General features: G+C 42.7%; 4 protein-coding genes. 1 reads left to right on the top strand and 3 read right to left on the bottom strand.

All coding sequences use genetic code 11. From position 1 onward, the window contains the following. Positions 1-84: 84 nt before the first annotated feature. Positions 85-1,569: a glutamate synthase small subunit gene (gene gltD, locus PN466_RS10365; RefSeq protein ID WP_271939384.1), complete on the top strand. Its 1,485-nt coding sequence runs from the start codon at positions 85-87 to the stop codon at positions 1,567-1,569. A 213-nt stretch (positions 1,570-1,782) separates the two neighbouring features. On the opposite strand, the gene PN466_RS10360 is transcribed toward gltD, so the two are convergent. Genes PN466_RS10360 through PN466_RS10350 form a run of 3 tightly spaced genes read right to left on the bottom strand, consistent with a single transcriptional unit; the run spans position 1,783 to position 22,116 of the window. Next, complete coding sequence (locus PN466_RS10360; RefSeq protein WP_271939382.1) at positions 1,783-9,492, bottom strand: type I polyketide synthase; 7,710 nt, start codon at positions 9,490-9,492, stop codon at positions 1,783-1,785. Positions 9,493-9,541: 49 nt separating this feature from the next. Beyond that, the gene (locus PN466_RS10355; protein ID WP_271939381.1) at positions 9,542-16,336 is read right to left on the bottom strand and encodes a type I polyketide synthase; all 6,795 of its coding nucleotides are present in this window, start codon (positions 16,334-16,336) and stop codon (positions 9,542-9,544) included. A gap of 5 nt (positions 16,337-16,341) precedes the next feature. After that, positions 16,342-22,116 (bottom strand): type I polyketide synthase, encoded by a 5,775-nt coding sequence (locus PN466_RS10350; RefSeq protein ID WP_271939380.1) that lies wholly within the window; start codon positions 22,114-22,116, stop codon positions 16,342-16,344. Positions 22,117-22,128 lie beyond the last annotated feature (12 nt).

The following is a 22,128-nucleotide window of genomic DNA, read 5'->3' as shown; positions in this document are numbered from 1 at the left end:
AACACGGAAGTAAATTCCTACTCCCCACTCCCCCAACCCTATTGAAGCGTGTTTTGTATTTATCAGTAGAGAGAGGGATCGATTATGGGAAAAGCAACGGGTTTTATGGAGTACCTGCGCGAAGTCGCAGAAGAGGTATCGCCCCAGAAACGTATAGAAAATTGGGATGAATTCCATCTGCATATGGAGGACGATCGCCTGCAAACCCAGGGCGCTCGATGTATGGACTGTGGCACACCCTTTTGCCATACGGGATTAGAAATTAGCCGCATGGCAAGTGGTTGTCCGATTAATAACTTGATTCCAGAATGGAATGATTTGGTCTATCGGGGATTATGGCAAGAAGCCCTCGATCGCCTGCACAAGACGAATAATTTCCCTGAATTCACTGGCCGGGTTTGCCCCGCACCTTGTGAAGGGGCCTGTGTTTTGGGCATTACCAACCCTCCAGTAACGATTAAGAATATTGAATATTCCATTGCTGAAAAAGGCTGGGATGAAGGCTGGATCACACCCACATTACCTCCGCAACGAACCGGGAAAAAAGTGGCTGTTGTCGGTTCCGGGCCGGCTGGTTTAGCCGCAGCATCCCAACTCAACCACGCGGGTCATTGGGTAACGGTCTACGAACGGGAAGACCGTCCTGGGGGACTACTGATGTATGGTATCCCCAATATGAAGCTGGATAAGAAAGAGGTGGTTTTACGCCGGTTGGATGTTTTGCAAGCAGAAGGGGTGACGTTTGTTTGCAATATGGAAATTGGTAAGGATCTGCCAGTAGAAAACCTGCTCAATGACTTTGATGCAGTGGTTCTGTGTACAGGAGCGACGAAACCGCGCAATTTAGAAATTGAAGGGCGGGATCTCAAGGGCATTCATTTTGCCATGGAATTTTTAACCGGCAATACGCGCACAGTACTCGATGGAAATCCCACAGAGGATTATATTTCCGCAGCCGGTAAGGATGTGATTATTATCGGTGGTGGCGATACGGGGACGGACTGTGTGGGCACTTCGATGCGCCATGGCTGCAAGAGCGTCACGCAGTTGGAAATTATGCCTAAACCGCCAGAGAGCCGAGCTGCCAATAATCCCTGGCCGGAGTGGCCGAAAATTTACCGCATGGACTACGGTCAAGAAGAGGCGGCGGCGGTGTTTGGAGACGATCCGCGCGTTTATACCACCACGGCGACCCGATTTGAGGGGGATGAGCAAGGCCAGGTGAAGGCAGTGCATACGGTACAGGTGGAATGGACGAAAAATGAGCAAGGGCGCTTTATTCCCCAACCCATTGAAGGCACAGAGAAGGTTGTACCCGCACAACTGGTGCTGTTAGCCATGGGATTTTTGGGGCCGGAACAACCTCTATTAGATGCTCTGGGTTTGGAACGGGACAGCCGCAGTAATGTGAAAGCCGATCATGGTGATTTTGTGACCAGTATCCCCGGTGTTTTTGCGGCAGGGGATTGTCGTCGCGGTCAAAGTTTGGTGGTTTGGGCGATTAATGAGGGTCGCGGTGCAGCACGAGAGTGCGATCGCTACCTAATGGGATCGACTAATTTACCTTAATTTCTGTTCTCCACAAGTCAACTTCTGTAGAGGCCAACATCTGTTGACCTCTACGAAGTTTTATCCCTCTTCTGTCATTCTGCGAGTTCTTAGACTTAGTCCTAATCTTAGCGATTGTTCCCCTTCCGTCCCAATGATGGCTATTTCAACAGACTTGATATCACACACTGAGGCTAGGAAACACGTTATTTTTTATGATTTCATACACTTATTTTATATCCTATTATAAGGTAAGTTGATAAAGCCACTTTTGTTCAAATATGAAAGCATTTTTTCTAGGTATGGCTTATTTATAGAACTAAAGGTGATTTCACTGCCGAGCAACCCATTCTGAGTATCGCGATCGTCAATAGTAACTCCTGAAAGTATACCCGCCTCTTTTTCTGTCAATTTTTCCACTCCAGACTGCACACCAAAAAAGTAAGGATAGAGCGGATTGTTGGGATGATTTGATAAAGCCATCTCCCAATCAGTTGATGAAACTTTTTTGACAGAGGAAACTAAAGAGCAAATTAAATCAAATACATCATTCCAAGATGTGGATTTAGGATTAACGATATTAAATGTTTTACCCAAGGATGTCTCTTTTTGAGACAAGTAAATAATTGCTTGACTTGTTTCATTTATAGGAACCCAGTTCTCTCCTAACTTACCTCCTAAAATTGGCACCATTCCCAATTCAATACAACCCATAACATAGCGACAAATTCTATCATCAATCCTGCTAGCACCAGTATTAGCATCTGATGTTATCGTTGCTAACCGATATATAGACGTAGGAATCCCGATATCCCTCCCTGTCGCTACTAATTTCTCCGCTACCCATTTACTTTGGGAGTAACCAGTTGTCAGATTATTAGCTTCCTCACTTTCATGATTACTAGATGATAATAAAGTTACATAGCTAGATAAGAAATGCACGGGTTTTACATGAGTTTGACTAGCTAATTTCAAAACTTCTTGAGTTCCTAAAACATTAGTCGGTTTGAGTATAGTATAGGGATAAAGATGATTCGTCCAAGCTCCACTGTGATAAATAACATCAATCTGGTTGGCAAGAAAGTTAAATTCTTCCGTTGATAACGCGAAAAATTTACTAGATAAATCTCCTACTACAGGGATAATTCTGGAGCTAAATTTTTCTTCATCCCAGAGCCAATAAGATTCCAATTTATCTTTGAGTTTCTGTTTAGCTAAATCCCTATTATTAGCCCGAATTAGGCAATATATATTTGCTGAAGTTTTTTGCAATAACTCATCAAGCAAATAAGCTCCAATAAAACCGGTTGCTCCTGTCAAGAAAATGTTCTGAGGTTCAGCAATACTTCGGGTCACAGTAGAGTCAACCACAATACTCGGATCTAAGGTTGCTTCGGCATTAAAATCAATTGCTTCAGCAGATAAGTCATGACTAGGTTTATCCGAGCTATTTGTGACAGAAAATTCCAGAGGAATTATATCGGCTAAATGCTCTACTAATGCCTCAACAGTAGGATGGTCAAATAACAATTTAGAACTCAAATTTGTCTGTAAACTTGACTCCAACCTGTTTTTCAATTCCACTGTCATCAGGGAATCTAATCCTAAGTCAAACAAAGGCTGACGCATTCCTATCTGTTGTGGATCTTTCCAGCCCAATGTTTTGGCGATCAAAGAGCGAATCTGATTTATCAATAATTCTTGACGTTCTGAAACGGGTACTGATTCAAGTTGTTCCCTGAAGGCTGAATTTTGGGTTAATGATGGCTCACTTGACATCAAACCCTCTAAGAAGGGTATCTTTCGCCCGCCAGGGAGCTGCTTGACAAATTTTGACCACTGAATAGGCCACACTATAACTTGACTTGAAGAGCTGGAGAGCAATGAACCCAATGCCTGCATTCCCCTTTCTGGTTCTATGGCAATTACCCCACTACTCTCCAGTCGCTTTTGATTGAGACTATCTAAACGAGCCGCCATTCCTACCGATCCCCAAGCTCCCCAGTTGATACTCAACCCTGGTAATCCTAGACCTCGACGATAGTGAGCTAATGCATCCATAAAAGAATTGGCCGCAGCATAATTTCCTTGGCCAGGCCCCCCCAAAATCGAAGCTACAGAGGAAAAGCAGACAAAGAAATCTAAGGGTAAATCTTTGGTGAATTGATGCAAATGCCAAGTTCCTTGAACCTTGGGTGCCATTACTGTGGTAAACCGTTCCCAACTCATCTGTTGAAGTACCCCATCATCCAATACTCCAGCGGCATGAATCACTCCTTTGAGTGGGGGGAATGATGTTGATATTGCCTCTAAAGTTTTGGCGACATCTTCTTGACGGGAAATATTCCCTAATAAGATATCCACAGAAGCTCCATCTGTTTGTAAGTTGCCTATGATTTGTTGTGCTGTTTCACTGGGAGCGCGACGGCTGCTCAAGACTAGATGCTTGGCCCCCTGTTTTACCAACCATTGGGCTACTTCCAATCCTAAGGCTCCTAATCCTCCTGTAATCAAATAACTTGCTTCTGATTGGATGGACTTTGGCTCGATAGAAACTTGTGGCATCTCCACAACTACCTTGCCGATGTTCTTAGCTTGTTGCATATACCGGAAGGCTTCTGTAATTTGTGTGCTGGCAAATACCTTGTGAGGTAGGGCAACAAGTTCTCCTTGGTTCGATCTGTGGATTACTTCCTCTGACAACTGAGTGACTACTTTGGGTTGTTGTTGGAATACTTCTCCTAAATCAAAGGGGAAATAGCTGATATCTGGTCGTTTTTCTTTGACTTGCTGTTCCCCCCAAATCCCAATTTTTCCAATTTCCACAAATCTTCCTTGAGGAGCTAATATTTCTAAATTCTTGGGAATGTACTCTCCGTTGAGGCTATTGAGGACTATATCTACTCCCCCTCCTCCAGTAAGCTCCATAACTTGGTCAGCAAAATCTAGGGTGCGGGAGTTCATAATATGTTTGATGCCTAGGGACTTGAGAAACTCCCATTTGGGCGGACTAGCTGTGGCAAAAATTTCGGCTCCTGCCCGTTGAGCTATTTGTACTGCGGCTTGCCCTACGCCTCCTGCTGCTGCATGAATTAATACTCGTTCTCCAGGTTGAATTTTGGCTAACTTCTCTAATGCGTAGTAAGCCGTAGAAAATGTTACTGGTAAGGTGGCTGCTTCGCTGAAACTCATGGGTTTCGGCTTGGGGATGAGATATTCAGCTAGGGTAATGGTGAAGCTGCTGAAGCCATCGTGAACCATATTTGTAATTACTTCGTCTCCTACTTGCCATTGTGAGACTTCTGCTCCGACAGCAGAGATTATTCCTGTACATTCCAAGCCAAAGGTGAGTTGTTTGGAACTGGTAATGCCCAGGTGTTCGGCATAGTAATCTTGGAGTAATCCGAGGGCATTAAGCACGTCTCGGAAGTTTAGTCCTACTGCCGCTACCTCAATTTCGACTTCATTGGCTTCAGGAAGACGACGCTGCATTGGCTGCCAACTGAGGTTGTCTATCACTCCGTATTCTGCTAGTTTTAATTGCACCGGTTGCCCTGGCGAACTCATGGATTGTTGCTGTGGTTTTTGTTCGAGTCTGGCGACATAGCGACTTCCCTGACGTATTGCTATTTGCTCTTCTACATCTTCTGATAGGAGTTCATCGACTAGGAAATCTAAGTTTTCATTAATACTTGCTTCTGGATCACAGTCGAAGCGTTTACACCTAAACTCTAAGTGTTCTTGAGCAATTACTCCTCCTAGTCCCCATAAACTTCCATACTCAGGGTTAATAACTTCGGAGTCTGTTTTGACGCTCTGGGTTCCTTGAGTTACTAACCATAGCTGTGGTATGGTTCCGTCTTTGCTCTTGAGGATTGCTTGTACTAAATGCAGCGCTGCCGCACAGCTATTTTCTTGGATTTTCTCTAATTCTAAGTTATCTTTGTTTGCTGATGGCTGCATTCCCCACAAATGTACAACGCCTGTAATCCCTGGATTTTCCTCTAGCAGTTGCTGAAATTGCTCCTCGCTGGTGGGATTGATTTGATAGTGTTGTAGACTTAGCTGCTTATAGGTCTGTCCTGGTGAGACTTTAATGCACTCGTGACCTTTGTGTTGGAGTGCTTCTAGTAGTTGAGTCTCTTCTGTCAAGACTAACCATTTGCTGCTTGCTGTTGATGGGTGCGTTGAGGATAGGGCTTGGGCTTGCCAGTGGATTTGATAATACCAATGGCTGATATCTGGTTGCAGACTTTTGAGGAGGGTATCGGTTGTTGTAACCATTATCCTTAATCCCTCCAGCTCGGCTACCACAGTTCCCTGATTATCTACGAGGAAAATATCGGCTGTTAAGCTGTTTTCTGGTATTTCGGCGATCGCCCATGCTTGACTTATTGCCTGACGATACAGCTTCAATTTCTCTACCCCTACTGGTAGATAGGTTTTATCGCCTGTTTCTATGTTGCCCAGAGCATGACCCGTGATTTGTATCGCTACATCTAATAAGGCTGGATGTATATGATAGTTTGTTACCTCTCCTATTAACTCCTCCGGCAAGGCTATTTCCGCGAGGGCTTTGCCTTCACCTTTCCACAACTGTTTGAGTCCTTGGAAACTTCTTCCGTGCTTTAAACCGGTTGACCCACAGAGTTGATAATGTTTTTGGACTTCTATTGCTTGACTACAGTCTCTTTTGTATTGTTCGAGGTCAATTTTAGCTCGGCTTTTAGCAATGGGCTGGGGATATATTTTTCCTTCACTGTGCAATTTCCATTGTCGCACCTGTTGATTCCCAGCTTCTGATGCGCTAAATATTTCAAACTTGTAACTATTATTGTCTAAAAGACTGACGACTGTCTGTACCTTCTTAAGTTCTGTTCCTGGTAGGATCAACCCTTGCGCGATCGCCACATCAGAAACGACGACTTGTTCTTGGGAGCTGAAGAGATTTTTTCCCACTGCCATTGCCATTTCTAGATAGCCTGTACCCGGAAATAGAGCCTGATCAAAGACTTGGTGGTGATTCAAGTAGTCTGGAGATTGAGCGCCTAGGTCGGATTGAAAACGATGTTGATCTTCTATTCCCGCTAGTTCTAGCTTTTCTCCTAGTAATGGGTGCAAATATTGTGTTGTTGATAAATGCAGTTTTTGTTGGTAGCTATTGTTGATTTCTATCCAGTATTTTTCTCTTTGGAATGGATAGGTCGGCAAAACTACTTTCTCCCGGTTATAGTTTTGGTCAAATCCTAACCAATCTACTTTAGCTCCCTGTACATACAACTGTCCTAAACTTGAAAGCATCTGTTGCCATTCATCCACTCCAGGACGCAACGATGGTAACCACACACCTACCTCTTCTGGTAAACATTGTCTTCCCATTCCCAACAAAATGGGTTTGGGGCCAATTTCTAGGAAAGTTGTACAGCCTTGCTGGTTTAACTCCTTCATTCCTTGAGCAAACCTTACAGGTTGGCGCACGTGACTCACCCAATATTGTGCGGAGGCAATCGCGTTGTCTGCCTTGGTTCCTGTAAGGTTAGAGATTACTGGTATTGTGGGTTGATGGTAGGTCAGTTGATTGGCGATCGCTTCAAATTCTGCCAACATCGGTTCCATCAATGATGAATGGAAGGCATGGGAGACTTGCAGTTGTTTGGTTTTGATGCCGGCTGATTCCAGGCTGTTGACCATGGCTTTGATGGCCATAGAGTTACCCGAAATAACTATACTTTCTGGTCCGTTGATAGCTGCTATCGATAGTTCTGGATGGGCAGCGATCGCCGCTTTCACCACCGACTCTGATGCCATTACTGAAACCATCTCCCCGCCAGTTGGTAATTTTTGCATTAACCTTCCCCGGGCAGCAATTAATTTCAAACCATCCTCTAAACTAAATACTCTCGCTACCGTTGCTGCTACATATTCACCCACACTATGACCCATGACGACATCTGGTTTAATTCCCCAGGATTGCCACAGTTGATACAAAGCATATTCTATAGCAAACAAAGCCGGCTGGGTATAGGCTGTTTGGTTTAGTCGGGATGCATTCGACTCATCTATGCTTTCTGGATAGAGAATATCTCGTAATGAAGTGTCCTGGAAAATTTCGACACGACTCAGAATGTCTTCACATTGGTGAATTGCTTCACGAAAAGGGAGGGCTGTTTGATACAACTGTCTTCCCATATTCACATATTGAGAACCTTGTCCTGTGAAGAGGAACGCGATTTGGGGGATCGTGGTGTTATTGATCAGTTCTCCTGAGTAAATTCCGGGGACTTCTTCTCGTTTTTTGTACTGTCGGAGTTTCTCCACTAATTCTGATTGGTTGTCTGCAAGGATTGCTAGTCTGTGGTGGAAGTGGGCACGACCTATATTAGCGGTATAGCAGATATCAGCCACCTCTAATTCCGGATAAATAGTTATATAATTTTGATAATTATTGACTAAATCACTAAGAGCAGTTTCAGTTTTGGCGGAGAGAGTTAATAGATGAGCTGCCCGTTCTAAATCATCTTCACTGTTGCCAGTTGCCAGTTGCCAATTATCTTCTCTTGGTGCTTCTTCTAATATTATATGAGCATTCGTCCCACTAAAACCAAAGGAACTCACTCCTGCTATACGAGTTTTTCCATTGGTTTGCCAAGGAGTGAGTTGAGTTGAGACTTTTACGGGTAACTGAGACCAATTAATATAAGGATTCGGTTGATTAAAATGTAGGGATGGTGCGATTTGTTGATGTTGCAGTTGTAGAACTAATTTTATCAAGCCTGCAACTCCTGCTGCTCCTTCAGTATGACCAATATTCGTTTTAGCTGAACCCAGGATTAAAGGGTGCTCTTGAGAGTGGGTTTTGCCAAATACCGATCCTAGAGCTTCCACTTCCATAGGGTCTCCCAAGGAAGTTCCTGTACCATGAGCTTCAATATAACTAACCTCTGCTGGGTCTACTCCTCCATTGGCCAAAGCTTGACGGATAACAGCAACTTGAGACGGACCATTAGGTACTGTCAAGCCACTACTCGGTCCGTCTTGATTCATAGCCGTTCCACGAATTACTGCCAGAACATTATCTCGATTGGCCACTGCATCACTGAGGCGCTTTAATACAATAATCCCACATCCATCTCCACGCACATAACCATTTGCTGAAGCATCAAAGGTCTTGCACCGACCATCCACCGATAGCATACGACCCTGAGACAGGGCGATGCTAACCTCTGGAGATAGTAATAGATTCACCCCTCCTGCTAGAGCTAGATTGCACTCTTGATTCCTTAAACTCGAACAAGCTAAATGGATACTAACTAATGAAGAGGAGCAAGCTGTGTCTACGACTAAGTTAGGCCCAACTAGCCCCAGCATATAAGAAATTCGCCCTGATGCTGTACTGTGAGAATTACCCGAACTTATGTAAGCATCAATTTGTTCTAGACCGTGACTCAATATACGGTGGCTATAATCACTGCTACAAATACCAACAAATACACCGGTTTGACTCCCTTTAAGTTGTTGCGGATTCTTTCCTGAATGCTCTAGAGCTTCCCAACTGACTTCTAAGAGTAATCTATGTTGAGGATCTAAATGAATGGTTTCTTTAGGAGAGATACCAAAAAAATTGGCATCAAACTCCTTTACTTGGTCAATAAACCCTCCATAGGGACTGTGCATTTTGCCAGGAGTGTCTGGGTCTGGGTTGTAATAATTATCAAGATCCCATCGGTCTTTTGGGACTTCAGCGATCGCATCTACTCCATTTTGTAAAATATCCCAGAAGCCTTCTGGAGTAGATGCACCTCCAGGGAACCGACAACTCATACCAATAATGGCTATTGGCTCTGTAGCGGCTGCTCTAATTTCTTGTATTTTTGCAGTTGCTTGTTTAAGTTTTAGCAGTAGACGTTGCTCATTTGAGAGCTTTTGGGATGCGTTAAGTTCCATCTTTATTTCTCCTAATACTATTAATTAAAAATAAGCAACTTTATCTAATTTACTGTAAAAGTTGATCGAGTTCCCCAATCGCTTCGTCAACCGCCATATCAATTTCCTCTTCAGAAAGCTGATGGATTTCAGTAAGCATATTTTCTGGAGATTCTATCTCTAAACAATCCTTATCTAATGGTGTTTCAGATGGTGATTTCTCCTCATCTAATGATAGAATTATTGTTTCTTCCAGGCGATCGGTTAGTGCCTGAAGATTCGGATAATCAAAAGCTAGAGAAGACGGCAGTGAACATTCTAAACTGGTCTGCAACTTATTCCTTAATTCAACAGAAGTCAAAGAATCCATACCTAAATCAAAAAATCCAGTCTCTAATGAAATAGATTCAGGATGATTGATCCCTAAAACTAGAGCAAATTGACGGCGGACATGAGCGACTAATAACGAGCGACGTTCGTTAGGTGCTGTTGCCTTCAACTTTAACAGAAACTCTGACTGAGATATTTCAGAAGTTGTTGGGTTGGTTGCTTGCCAATCTGCCAAAAAAGGCCATTGGGCGACTCTTGCCTGCCAAGCTGACCACTGAATCGGTAGCACTCCTACTTCTATCTCCGAACCACTCATCAGTAGCTCTAGCGACTCTAGCACCTGAGTTGGAGATATCACCCCCATTCCCTGCTTCTGTAGATTGACCTCCAAACCGGGTTCTGCAACCTCTTCCACTTGAGAAAAAGAACCCCAATGAATGCTTAATCCTGGTAATCCCATCGCATGGCGATAATGGGCTAAACCATCAAGAAATCCACTGGCTACAGCATGATTTCCTTGACCGGGTGAACCCAACAGAGATGCAACGGAAGAAAACAATATAAAAAAGTCCAACTGTTGGTTTTGAGTCAATTGATGCAAATGCCAAGCACCTTTGACTTGGGATGCCATTACTTGCTCAAAGCTAGATCCACTCTGGTGTTGTAGAACTTCATCCGACAACAGTTCAGCCGAATGGATTACTCCTGTTAGTGGTCTGTTTGACTGCTCAATTTTGTGCAGCACTCTGCTCATTGATTCGAGATCCGATACATCGGCTTGTTCCAGTACTACAGAAACTCCAGCCCTTTCTAACTCAGTTATTTTTTGACGGTTAGTATCATCTAGTGAACCGCATCCGAACAACACCAAATGCTTGGCTCCTTTATCTACCATCCAACGAGCCACCAATAAACCTAAATCTCCCATGCCTTCTGTAATCAAATAGGTAGCATCCTCATGGAAACATAAAGGCTTTTGAGTCGTAGCATCAGCTTGCTGACGACGACTAGCCACCAATCGAGGCACATAACGCTCACCTGCGCGCCATGCTACCTGGTCTTCCCTATCCTCCGACCAGATTTCCTGGAATAGTGCCTCAGCTTGAGTTTCTATCGTCTGCTGTGGGTCTAAATCTATGCACACACACTTTAGATCGGGATATTCTAAGCGAATCACTTTCCCCATGCCCCACAGTGAAGATTGGGCTACTCCTGGTATGACTGGATTATTTAACGGTACGGGTTGAGAACCATTGGTCACTAACCATAACCGAGGCGATCGAGATAATTTGACTTTGACTAAGGCTTGTACCAAAGATAAGGTCGTACCACACCCAAGCTTCGATAAATTTTCTAATTCCTCAGCGCTCAGATTTTTATCGACCCCTGCTTCAGTTGTCCAACATTGTACGACTCCCGATAACGAGGGGGATTGGGTCGCAACCGCTTCTATCAGTTGCTCAAATTCTTCTGGATTATGAGGATTAATAATAAATTCTTCCGGGGCAAGCTGTTGGTAATTCTCTCCTGCAAATACTAACGTACAAACCTCTCCTGCTTCGTGGAGTTGACTAGCCACCTGTTGAGCAATTCCTTTTTGGTCTGCTAATATCAACCAGCCCTTCGGTGTCAATGATGTTGACTCTAAGGTAATTGGAGCTGCTTGGGCGACAATGACCCCTTGTTGAGCAAATACTTCTGCCATATTCTCAACTTCCGGTAGAGTCACAACTTGAGTAAAACCGGTTTCACTCAAAACTTTTTTCCACTGCTGGCGACTCAATAGAGGGTAGTCAGATCGTAAGTCATAATCAGTGAACTTCCACCATCCTTCTAATAGCCCAAAGATTAAATCTGAAAACCGAGATCGTGTTGTTGTTTCATACAAGACCAACATTCCCCCTGGTGCTAACAGTTGTCGCACATGGGATAAGGTCTGCTTCATATTGGTGGTAGCATGAAGGACATTAGCCGCAATAATGACATCATACTGATGAGGTGTAAATCCTTGGCTGGTTGGGTCTACCTCAATATCTAAAGTTTGATAGCTGATGAATCGATAATCCTTGAATTGCTCTTGAGCTTTAGTGGTGAATAAAGCTCCAATATCCGTGAATATATATTCCGTTTGGTTAGGGTTGAGATGGGGCAAAATATAACGGGTAGTCCCTCCTGTTCCCGCTCCGATTTCCAATAACCGTATACCTCGGCTCGGTGGTAACTTCTCAATGGCTTGAGTGATAGTTTTTTGCACTATCACGTTCATCACTTTGGTTACTTGTGAGTCTTGATAGAATTGGGTGGCTGTGGTCAAATCTCCTTTAGGAAACACCAGTTCTACCGGATCTATTGCTCCTCGTAGCACAACTGCTAGTTGAGAGGCACAACGGTCTAATAGGGTTAATCCAGCTACTTCTTCTGGATATTGATTCAGGAAACTTTGGCTTTTTTGGGTCGGGTCAACTCTCTCTAAGGTTTGTTGCACCTCCCACTGTTGTTGATTCGGCTGGAGTATTCCTACTTCTGCTAGGATTTGTAGCAAACGCCCGAATAACTGTCGCTGACTCGGAACGATACCTAAACGTTGGACTGCTGCCTCTAACTCGAAGCTCTCTGTTGGTTTATATGACCAACCCATTGATAGCAAGGCTTGCACGATATAATCTACACTTAATGCGTCTACCTTCCTTTGTATTTCTGAGGTAGACGTATTATCTATCTGGGTGACTAATTCTTGTAGGCTGGGAGTTGATTTTTCAGAAACTTCTACGGGAGCAAGCAAAAAGTCAGGAGGTAACAACCTGCCTAAAAGACCTTTGGTTCTCCATTCGACTTCATACAAGCAATTGGTTATTGATTCTCCTTCTGTTCCCAGTAAAGTCTGTTTACTGGCCACTTTTATCTGTAAGCCTTTGACTGTAGCAATGATTGCTCCTTCTGGACTCAGTAGTGTCACTTGAGTGGTTACATTTTCTTGACCTTCTACTCCAGTCGCGATCGCGGATGCGTAAGCCCAAAGAGAAAGCCCTGGACGACTATACACTTTGAACTGCTCTAACCCTACTGTCAGATACGTTTTATCGCTGTCTACTTCTGGCCATATATGACCGATTAACTGCAACGCTGCATCTAATAATGCGGGATGGAAGTGATAGTCTATTGTTTCTGCTATCAATTCTTCAGGTAACTTAATCTGAGCCAAGGCTTTATTTTTACCAGACCATAACTCGCAGATGCCTTGGAAACTGCTACCATAATCAAGCCCGAATTGCCGAGATTGTTGATAATGTTGTTTTACTTCTATGGGTTGACTACACTCTGCTTTGTATTTTTCTAGATCGACTTGGGTTGGAGTTATATCGGTTTGTGCAGTTCGGATTTTTCCTGTGGCATGGAGTATCCAGTTCTGTTCCTCTTGGTTTTTTTGTTGAGAAAATATTTGGAATTGGTAGCTTTTATTTTCTAATGGGGTGAGGATGGTTTGGGCATTTATCAATTCTCCTGCTGGTAGTATCCACCCTTTACTGATAGTTAAGTCTTCTATTATTATATGCGATTTTTTTAATTGGTAACTTCCTGCTGCTCTTGCTATTTCTAGGTAGCCTGTTGCAGGAAACACTGCTTGATTAAATATTCGGTGGTGGCTCAGGTAATTGGGTGAATTTTCTCCTATTTGTGAGGAAAATATGTGTTGTTCGCTTGCACAATTTAGCTTCTGACCTAATAGTGGATGGAAGTTTTGGTCTGTTGACAATTGTTGTTTAGACCAGAAGTTGACGTTATGGTTGGTTTCTATCCAACATCTTTCTCGTTGGAATGGATAGGTGGGTAAGGCTACTTTCTGACGACTATAGTCTGAGTCAAATCCTGACCAATCTATTTTTACTCCTTTGACATACAATTGTCCTAGACTTGATAGCATTTGTTGCCATTCATCTACTCCTGGACGCAATGAGGGTAACCATTCTCCTACATCTTCTGTTACACATTGCCTTCCCATTCCTAACAATATGGGTTTAGGGCCGATTTCCAGAAACGCTTCATATCCTTGCTCTTCTAGCGTTTTCATACTTTGGGCAAATCTTACCGGTTGACGCACATGAGCTACCCAATACTGAGCCGTGGTTATTTCTGTTCCTACTTCAGTACCCGTTACGTTTGATATCAGTGGTATTTTGGGTGGGTTATAGCTGATTTCTTTCGCTACTGCTTCAAATTCTGTTAACATCGGTTCCATCAATGGGGAATGGAAAGCATGGGAGACTTGTAGTTGCTTTGTCTTGATTCCAACTCCTTCAAAGACACTACAAATCTTAGCTATAGCTGCACTCTCACCTGAAATGACTGTACTTTCTGGCCCGTTAACTGCTGCTATTGTTACTTGGGAATTATCTGCTTGTATGGCTTCTGTTACCTGAGATTCTGATGCCATTACTGATACCATCTGGCCACCAGATGGCAACTGTTGCATCAGTTTCCCTCTCATGGCTATTAGTTTGAGACCATCTTCTAGGCTAAATGCTCCTGCTACTGTTGCTGCTACATATTCTCCTACACTATGACCCATAACTACATCGGGTTGGACTCCCCATGATTCCCATAATTTGCAGAGGGCGTATTCTATGGCAAATAGAGTGGGTTGGGTATAAGCGGTTTGGTCTAATAGATCAGAACTTGATGGTTTCGTTTCTTTAGGGTAGATAATGTCTAATAGAGGGACTTCTAGATACGGTTGTAAAATTCGATCGCATTCCTCTAAAGCTTGACGGAAAGTCGGTGCTTGTTCGTATAGTTGCCTTCCCATATTCACATACTGGGAACCTTGACCTGTAAATAGGAATGCTATTTTGGGTTCTTCACTATTGGGTTGTCCTGAAAATACTCCTACTAATTGTTTCTGAGTTTTCCACCCCAGCAATTTCACTCTTAATTCCGTCAGCTCAGAAGCAATAACCCCTAGTCGATAATTAAAATGCGCTCTGCCTGTAGAGGCGGTATAACATACATCTGCTAGTACTACATCAGGATTAGTTTCTAGATAACTTTGATAGCTATTGACTAAATCATCTAGAGCCTTTTCTGTTTTAGCTGAGAGAGTTAATAGATGAATTGGACGTTCAATAACATTTTGAGTTTTGACTTGAGAAGGTGCTTCTTCTATAATTACATGAGCATTGGTTCCACCCATACCAAAAGAACTAACTCCTGCTAGTCTTGGTTTTCCCTCGCAAGACCAAGGCATTAATGAAGTTGGAATTTTGATGGGTAATCGATCCCAATCTACATAAGGGTTAGGTTTTTGAAAATGTAGATGAGGAGGAATTTCCTGATGTTGAAGCGCTAAAATCACCTTCATCAAAGAGGAGACACCGGCTGCTGCTTCTAGATGACCAATATTAGTTTTTACCGATCCCACAATTAAAGGCCGATCTGCTGGACGGTTTTTACAGTATACTTCTGCCAGAGCTTCTATTTCAATGGGGTCTCCTAAAGACGTTCCTGTACCGTGAGCCTCCAAATAGCTAATTTGATGAGGTTCTAACTTTGCATTTGCCAATGCTTGTTGAATTACCTTTTTCTGAGCCATTTTATTGGGAACTGTCATACCACTACTTGGCCCATCGTGATTAACAGCAGAACCTCGAATAAGGGCTAAGATGGAGTCTCCATCAGAAATAGCATCGGACAAACGTTTTAAAACTAGGACACCACATCCTTCTCCTTGACCATAACCATTTGCAGCAGCATCAAAAGTTTTGCAACGACCATCTGGAGATAGGGCTTTCAGTTGGCAACGCCCAATGGTACTAATGGGTGATAAGATTAAATTAACTCCACCGACTAAGGCTAAGTTAGATTCTCCTGAACGTAAGTTCTGACAAGCCAGATGGGTAGCAACTAAAGAACTTGAACAAGCTGTATCGACCTGTATATTAGCCCCCTGCAAACCCAAGAGATGAGAAATACGACCTACACCAACACTTCTATTATTGCCAACACTTATATTATTGCCAATTTGATTTTGGTTCATTAGACTTACAGCAGAATAGTCATCTGTAGAGATTCCCATGAACACACTGGTTTGGCTATCCTTAAGGTTTTCCCATGTTTGTCCAGCATTTTCTAATGCTTCCCACGTTACTTCTAAGAGTAGTCTGTATTGAGGATCTAAAATAATTGCCTCTTTAGGAGCAATGCCAAAAAATAAGGGGTCAAATTGGTCTACTTGCTCAATAAACCCACCTTCCTTAGTATAGGCTTTCCCTGAAACTTCGGGGTCGGAATCGTAATAAGTATTCACATCCCAACGCTCAGGAGGGACTGGTGTAATGGCATCTATACCATTATGCAATACGTTCAAGTATGTTGATGGGTCGTTAGCTCCTCCAGGAAATCGACAGGCCATCCCAACAATTGCAATCGGTTCGGTTTGGGCTTTGTTTACAGCATCGAGCCTACTCCGCATTTCTTGGAGGGCTTTGAGGACTTGTTTAGATGAGAACTTTTGTTCAGTTGTTTGAGAAATTTTGTTCATTTTAGTTAGTTCCCTTCATCTAGAATAGTAAAAATCTCCTTTAACTCTTGTGCTATTGTGTCCTCAATTTCTGTTTCTGATTGAGTTTCTTGAGACTCAACTATGTTGGGATGCTGTATCTTTTTCTTCTCACCGCTCTCTATTTCTGTGTTTTGCTCATCTGGGAGCAGCTCATCGATTAGGTATTTAGCCAGGTTTTGAATATTGGAAGCCTCAAACAATGTGGCGGCACTAATTGAACTACCCAGACTATGACTCAAAATACTTCTCAGCTCAACTGCCATCAATGAATCCATACCCATATCAAAGAATCCTGATTGTGTATTGGGAAGTTGGGATGGAGAAAATCTTAGTAATTCACCAATTTTAATTTGAAGGTAATCAACCATCCGCTGGTAGCGTTTCTTTTCTGGAACTAATGCTAGTTCTCCTAAAAATTCTGCGCTCGCGTTTTTGACCTCTGTTGCTTCTGAAGCTAGTGAAATTTCCGACAGAAATACTCCTTTCCCTCCTAGCTCATAGAGTTCCTTAAATAAATCCCAATTGATATCTGCAACTACGGTTTGAGCATTATTGCTGGCTAATACCTTCTCCAAAGCCGCGATCGCTTTTTCTGGCTCTAGAGGTCTGACTCCCGTTTGCTTTAACCAGTCCATCGCTTCCCCTGTTGCCATTCCACCTCCTGACCAAGGCCCCCAATTTATACTATAGGTTGCTAATCCCATCGATTGCCGATAAGCCGTTAATCCATCCAGAAAATGGTTGGCTGCTGCATAGTGCGCTTGACCTTTAGAACCCCATACTGATGCAATAGAAGAGAAATTCACAAAAAACTCTAGCTCTAGCTTCTGAGTTAATTGATGTAGCACCCATCCTCCTACTACTTTAGGACGTAGAATAGCTTCGAGTTCTGACCATTCTAACTCCTGAATTAGCTCCGATCCGATCACTCCTGCGGCATGAATGACTCCTTTGAGAGGGGGTAGGCTTTCTTGTATTTGCTTAAAGGCTTTCTCCATCTCTAGTTCCACAGAAACATCGGCTTGAGTTACCACCACCTCTACTCCTTGCTTCTGTAAACTCTCAATCCTCAGTTGTGCTTTTTCTGATGGTTCAGAGCGACTGATTAATACTAGATGTTGACATCCCTTATCTACCAACCATTGAGCTATCTTCAATCCTAAGGCTCCTGTTCCCCCAGTAATTAAATAACTTCCTTCCTCACTCAAGGATACGGGTTGAGATTCGGCTAAGAGTTGTCTTTCTAAACGAGCTACATAGATCTGTGCCTTCCGAATGGCTAGTTGATCTTCTTCTTGCTCTTCTTCTAGTAGCTGTAGGAGTCTTTCTGCTTCATTTGTGGACGATTCCTGCTCTAAGTCTATTAATCCTCCCCATAATTGAGGATGTTCCAGAGATATGACTTTTCCTAGTCCCCAAAGGGGGGTTTGAGCTATTTCTACTGCTTCTGAAGGGAGTACAGACTGGGAACCTTTGGTCATTAGCCATAATTTAGGTGAGACTGAGTCCGAGTTCAGATGTTTTTCTATGGCTTGAACGAGGTGCAATACACTACCACAACCCGACTTTTGTGCTGACTCTAAAGCTGACTGAGTGAGGTGTTGAGAAGGTGTAGAGTCCAGACTCCATAAGTGAATGATTCTTGGACTTTCTCCAATAGTTGCCTTTATATCTTGGCAAAAACGCTTAAAGTCTTCTGGATGAGATGGGTTTAGCTCCCAACTTCCAGTTTCTGTGTGCTGGTAGGTTTCCCCGATAAATACCATGAAAGAGCGATCGCCTCTTTGCTCTAAAAGGTTGTGCAGTTTTTCACCGACACCCTCTCTATCGCTGAATATGATCCAAGTTCCTGGTTGTAGTGTTTTTCTCTGCTGCTGTCGAGGGCCGGCTTTTTGCCATTCTACTGTATAGAACAGTTTTTGTAGTGAGACATCAGAGTAATGTAGGGGATTGTGTAGAATTTCTTGGTTCCACTGGTAAATTTCCTCTACTGATAACTGGTCTTGTTTTTGGGCTGTCATGACTACATAGCTGACGAGCTGCTTACGCAACATCTTGTAGAGGTTGTCATAGGATTGCAACCCTATTCTGGCGTTTTCGTTTAAATTATTGCTTTTACATATATAGTTGAAATTCTCTGTGAAATTTACATCGTCTAGTCCATTGGCAATTTCGTGACTAATATCTACATACTGTATTATCTTTAGATGGTTTTTTGACAGCAAATCCAACCATTCTGGTTGAGTGATTAGATAGGATGAGTGCGCATCATAATCGATACTAAATGAGGCGTTGGAGATGAAATCTGCAAAGACTAAATGACCTTCACTATTTAGGTGATTTCGGATATTCCAAAATAGTTCTTCTTTCTTTTTGATGTGACAAATGACTTCAAATCCATAGATCAGATCGTAATGATCGGGAAACTCATCCTGAGAACTATCTCCATTGATAATTTTTATCTGCTGTTCCAGATCAAATTGATTAATTCTTTGATTTCCCAATTCTACTTGTCGATCTGATATTGTATAGCCACAAAGCTCTAAGTGATCATACTTCTGGCCTAGGGTTATTAAATCTGTACCATGGCCACAACCGATATCTAGAACTTTCTGACACGCAGAAAAGTCAACTTTCTGCCAACCTATATTTCTAATCTCTTCCTGGGCTATTAATGCTAATTGTTGGTATCTTTCTTGTGTGTTGGATTTATGGGATAATAGAATCCATGAAAATCCTCTAATAACCCCCGGCAAAGGAACATAGTTCAAAATTGCCTGTTCATGAACATAAGAAGTTAACTCATCATAAAAGTCACCAACTATATAATCCTGATTTTGCAGAGATTTTTGATACCTGGCAGTCAAAATCTCTAACAACTTAGGTAATAATGTTTGTTCATCTTCTGTTAACTCTTCAGATAACTTCAGTTCTTGAGTTAATCCTTCTGTATCTCCTTGTCTCAGCAGTTTAAGAACTAAATTTGAACTTTGATTTGTAGTCTTCTGATCTTGATTGTCAGGAGTTTCCACCCAATAACGCTGCCATTGGAATGGATAGGTAGGTAATACTACTTTCTGACGACTATAGTCTGAGTCAAACCCTGACCAATCTATTGTTACTCCTTTCACATATAATTGCCCTAAGCTTGATAGCATTTGTTGCCACTCATCTTTCAAAAGCGCAGCATCCTCTGATTTATCCCTTTCTAAGGAAGACTGGAGGGGGATTTGATTCGGACGCAATGAGGGCAACCATTCTCCCATGTTTTCTCTGACACATTGTCTTCCCATTCCTAACAATATGGGTTTGGGTCCAATTTCCAGGAAGGTTTCATATCCTTGCTCTTCCAGAGTTTTCATACTCTGAGCAAATCTTACGGGTTGACGCACATGAGCTACCCAATATTCAGCAGTGGTTATTTCTGCACCTACTTGAGTCCCAGTTACATTTGAGATTAGTGGTATTTGGGGTTCATTATAAGTTATCTCTTTAGCCACTGTTTCAAATTCTGTTAACATTGGTTCCATCAATGGCGAATGGAAGGCATGGGACACCTGTAACTGTTTGGTCTTAATTCCCAGATTTTTGAAGATATCACAAATAGTTGCTATAGCTCTACTGTCACCAGAAATTACTATACTTTCTGGTCCGTTAACTGCTGCTATTGTCACTTGAGAAGTATATTCTTTTATGGCCTCTTTTACCTGAGATTCTGATGCCATTACAGATACCATCTCACCACCAGAGGGTAGCTTTTGCATTAACTGTCCCCGCATGGCTATTAGTTTGAGACCGTCTTCTAGGCTGAATACTCCGGCAATACAAGCTGCTACATATTCCCCGACGCTGTGACCCATGACACCATTGGGTTTGATTCCCCATGAATCCCATAACTTGAAGAGGGCGTATTCCAAAGCAAATAGGGCAGGTTGGGTATAAGCTGTTTGGTCTAAAAGACTTGATTTTTGTGCATCTTTGGGGTAAATAATTTCTAATATGGATGTCTCCAAATAGGGTTGAAGAATTTGGTCACATTGCTCTAAAGCTTGACGGAAAGTCGGTGCTTTTTCATAGAGTTGCCTTCCCATGTTGATATATTGGGAACCTTGACCTGTAAATAGAAATGCAATTTTTATGATCTTACTATTGGGTAACTCTCCATAAAATCCTTCTATTCCGTGTTCTTTTCGTTGGTAAGATTTGATTTTTTCTAGTAATTCTTGCTCGGTTGCTGCAATAGTAGCTAGACGATGATTGAAGTGTTTACGTCCTGTATTTGCAGTATAGCAAATGTCTGCAATTTCTAATTCTTGATGAGTTTCTATAGTGTTTTGATAACGGGCTACCAGTTGTTCTAGTGCTTCTGGAGTTTTGGCTGAGAGGGTTAAACAATGAACCGGACGTTCTGGGGAATTTTCTTTCTTAATTGGTTCTGGAGCTTCTTCCAAGATTACATGAGCGTTAGTTCCTCCAATACCAAAGGAACTAACCCCTGCTCTACGAGGAGTTCCATTGGTTTTCCACTCAGAAAGAGTGGTATTAACATAGAGTGGACTATTCGCAAAATCTATTTTAGGGTTGGGTTGTTCAAAATGTAGCGTTTGTGGTAGCAATTTGTGTTTGAGAGCTAAAACGGTTTTGATCAGTCCGGCTACTCCTGCGGCTGCATCTAAATGACCCATATTGCTTTTTAGGGAACCAATGGCACAGAAACCTTTCTTGTCTGTACTATACCTAAAAGCCTGGCTCAGAGCTGCAATTTCTACTGGATCTCCCAGCTCTGTCCCTGTGCCATGAGCTTCTATGTATGAGATGGTTTCTGGATCTACTCCAGCAACAGCATGAGCCTCTGAAATAACTGCTGCTTGACCTTCTATGCTAGGTGCGGTGTAGCCGACTTTTAAGGAGCCATCGTTATTAATTGACGATCCTTTGATTATGGCCTGGATAGAATCTCCGTCGGCGATCGCCTCATTAAGGCGCTTGAGAAGTATAATGCCCACACCATCACCGGGTATTGTACCTTTGGCTTTCGCATCAAATGTTCGACAGTGCCCATCAGGAGAGAAGATCATCCCCTCTCGATATAAATGTCCAGCTTTCTGCGGAACCTGGATAGAGACACCACCAGCAAGAGCGAGATCGCATTCCCCATTGAGCAAGCTTTGACAAGCCATGTGGACTGCAACCAATGAAGTTGAGCAAGCTGTTTGAACGTTGATTGCAGGGCCTCTTAAATTTAGCTTGTAAGCGACACGAGTGGCCAGGAAATCCTTATCACTGTTAATCATTAACTGATAAGAGTTTGATGGATTATTAGAATCGTGGTTTGGATAAAGATTCTTTAATAAGTAGTGGTTCATGCCAAGACCAGCATAAACTCCAATTAAACCTTCATAGGTCTCTGGATTGTAACCTCCCCTTTCTATCGTTTCCCAAGCACATTCAAGAAACAAACGCTGTTGCGGGTCTATGTATTCAGCTTCCTTGCGACTGTAGCTAAAGAAATTAGCATCAAACATATCGATGTCTGACATCATAGCACGAGCTTTTACATAGTTAGGATCGTCGAGTAATTCAGCTTTAATACCAGACTTTAGTAATTCTTGATCTGAGAAAAAAGAAATAGATTCAACACCATCCTTAAGATTCTGCCAAAATTGATTGAGGTCTTGAGCTTTTGGAAAACGACCGGACAGGGCAATAATGGCTATACCTAGATCATCTACTGAATTGGCTTCATCTTGTAGATTCATTTCTGGCTCCTC

Origin of the sequence: Roseofilum reptotaenium CS-1145, assembly GCF_028330985.1 — a bacterium.
Lineage (GTDB): Bacteria > Cyanobacteriota > Cyanobacteriia > Cyanobacteriales > Desertifilaceae > Roseofilum > Roseofilum reptotaenium.
The sequence above is the reverse complement of the archived record's forward strand: the minus strand, read 5'-3'. Positions and strand labels throughout refer to the sequence as shown.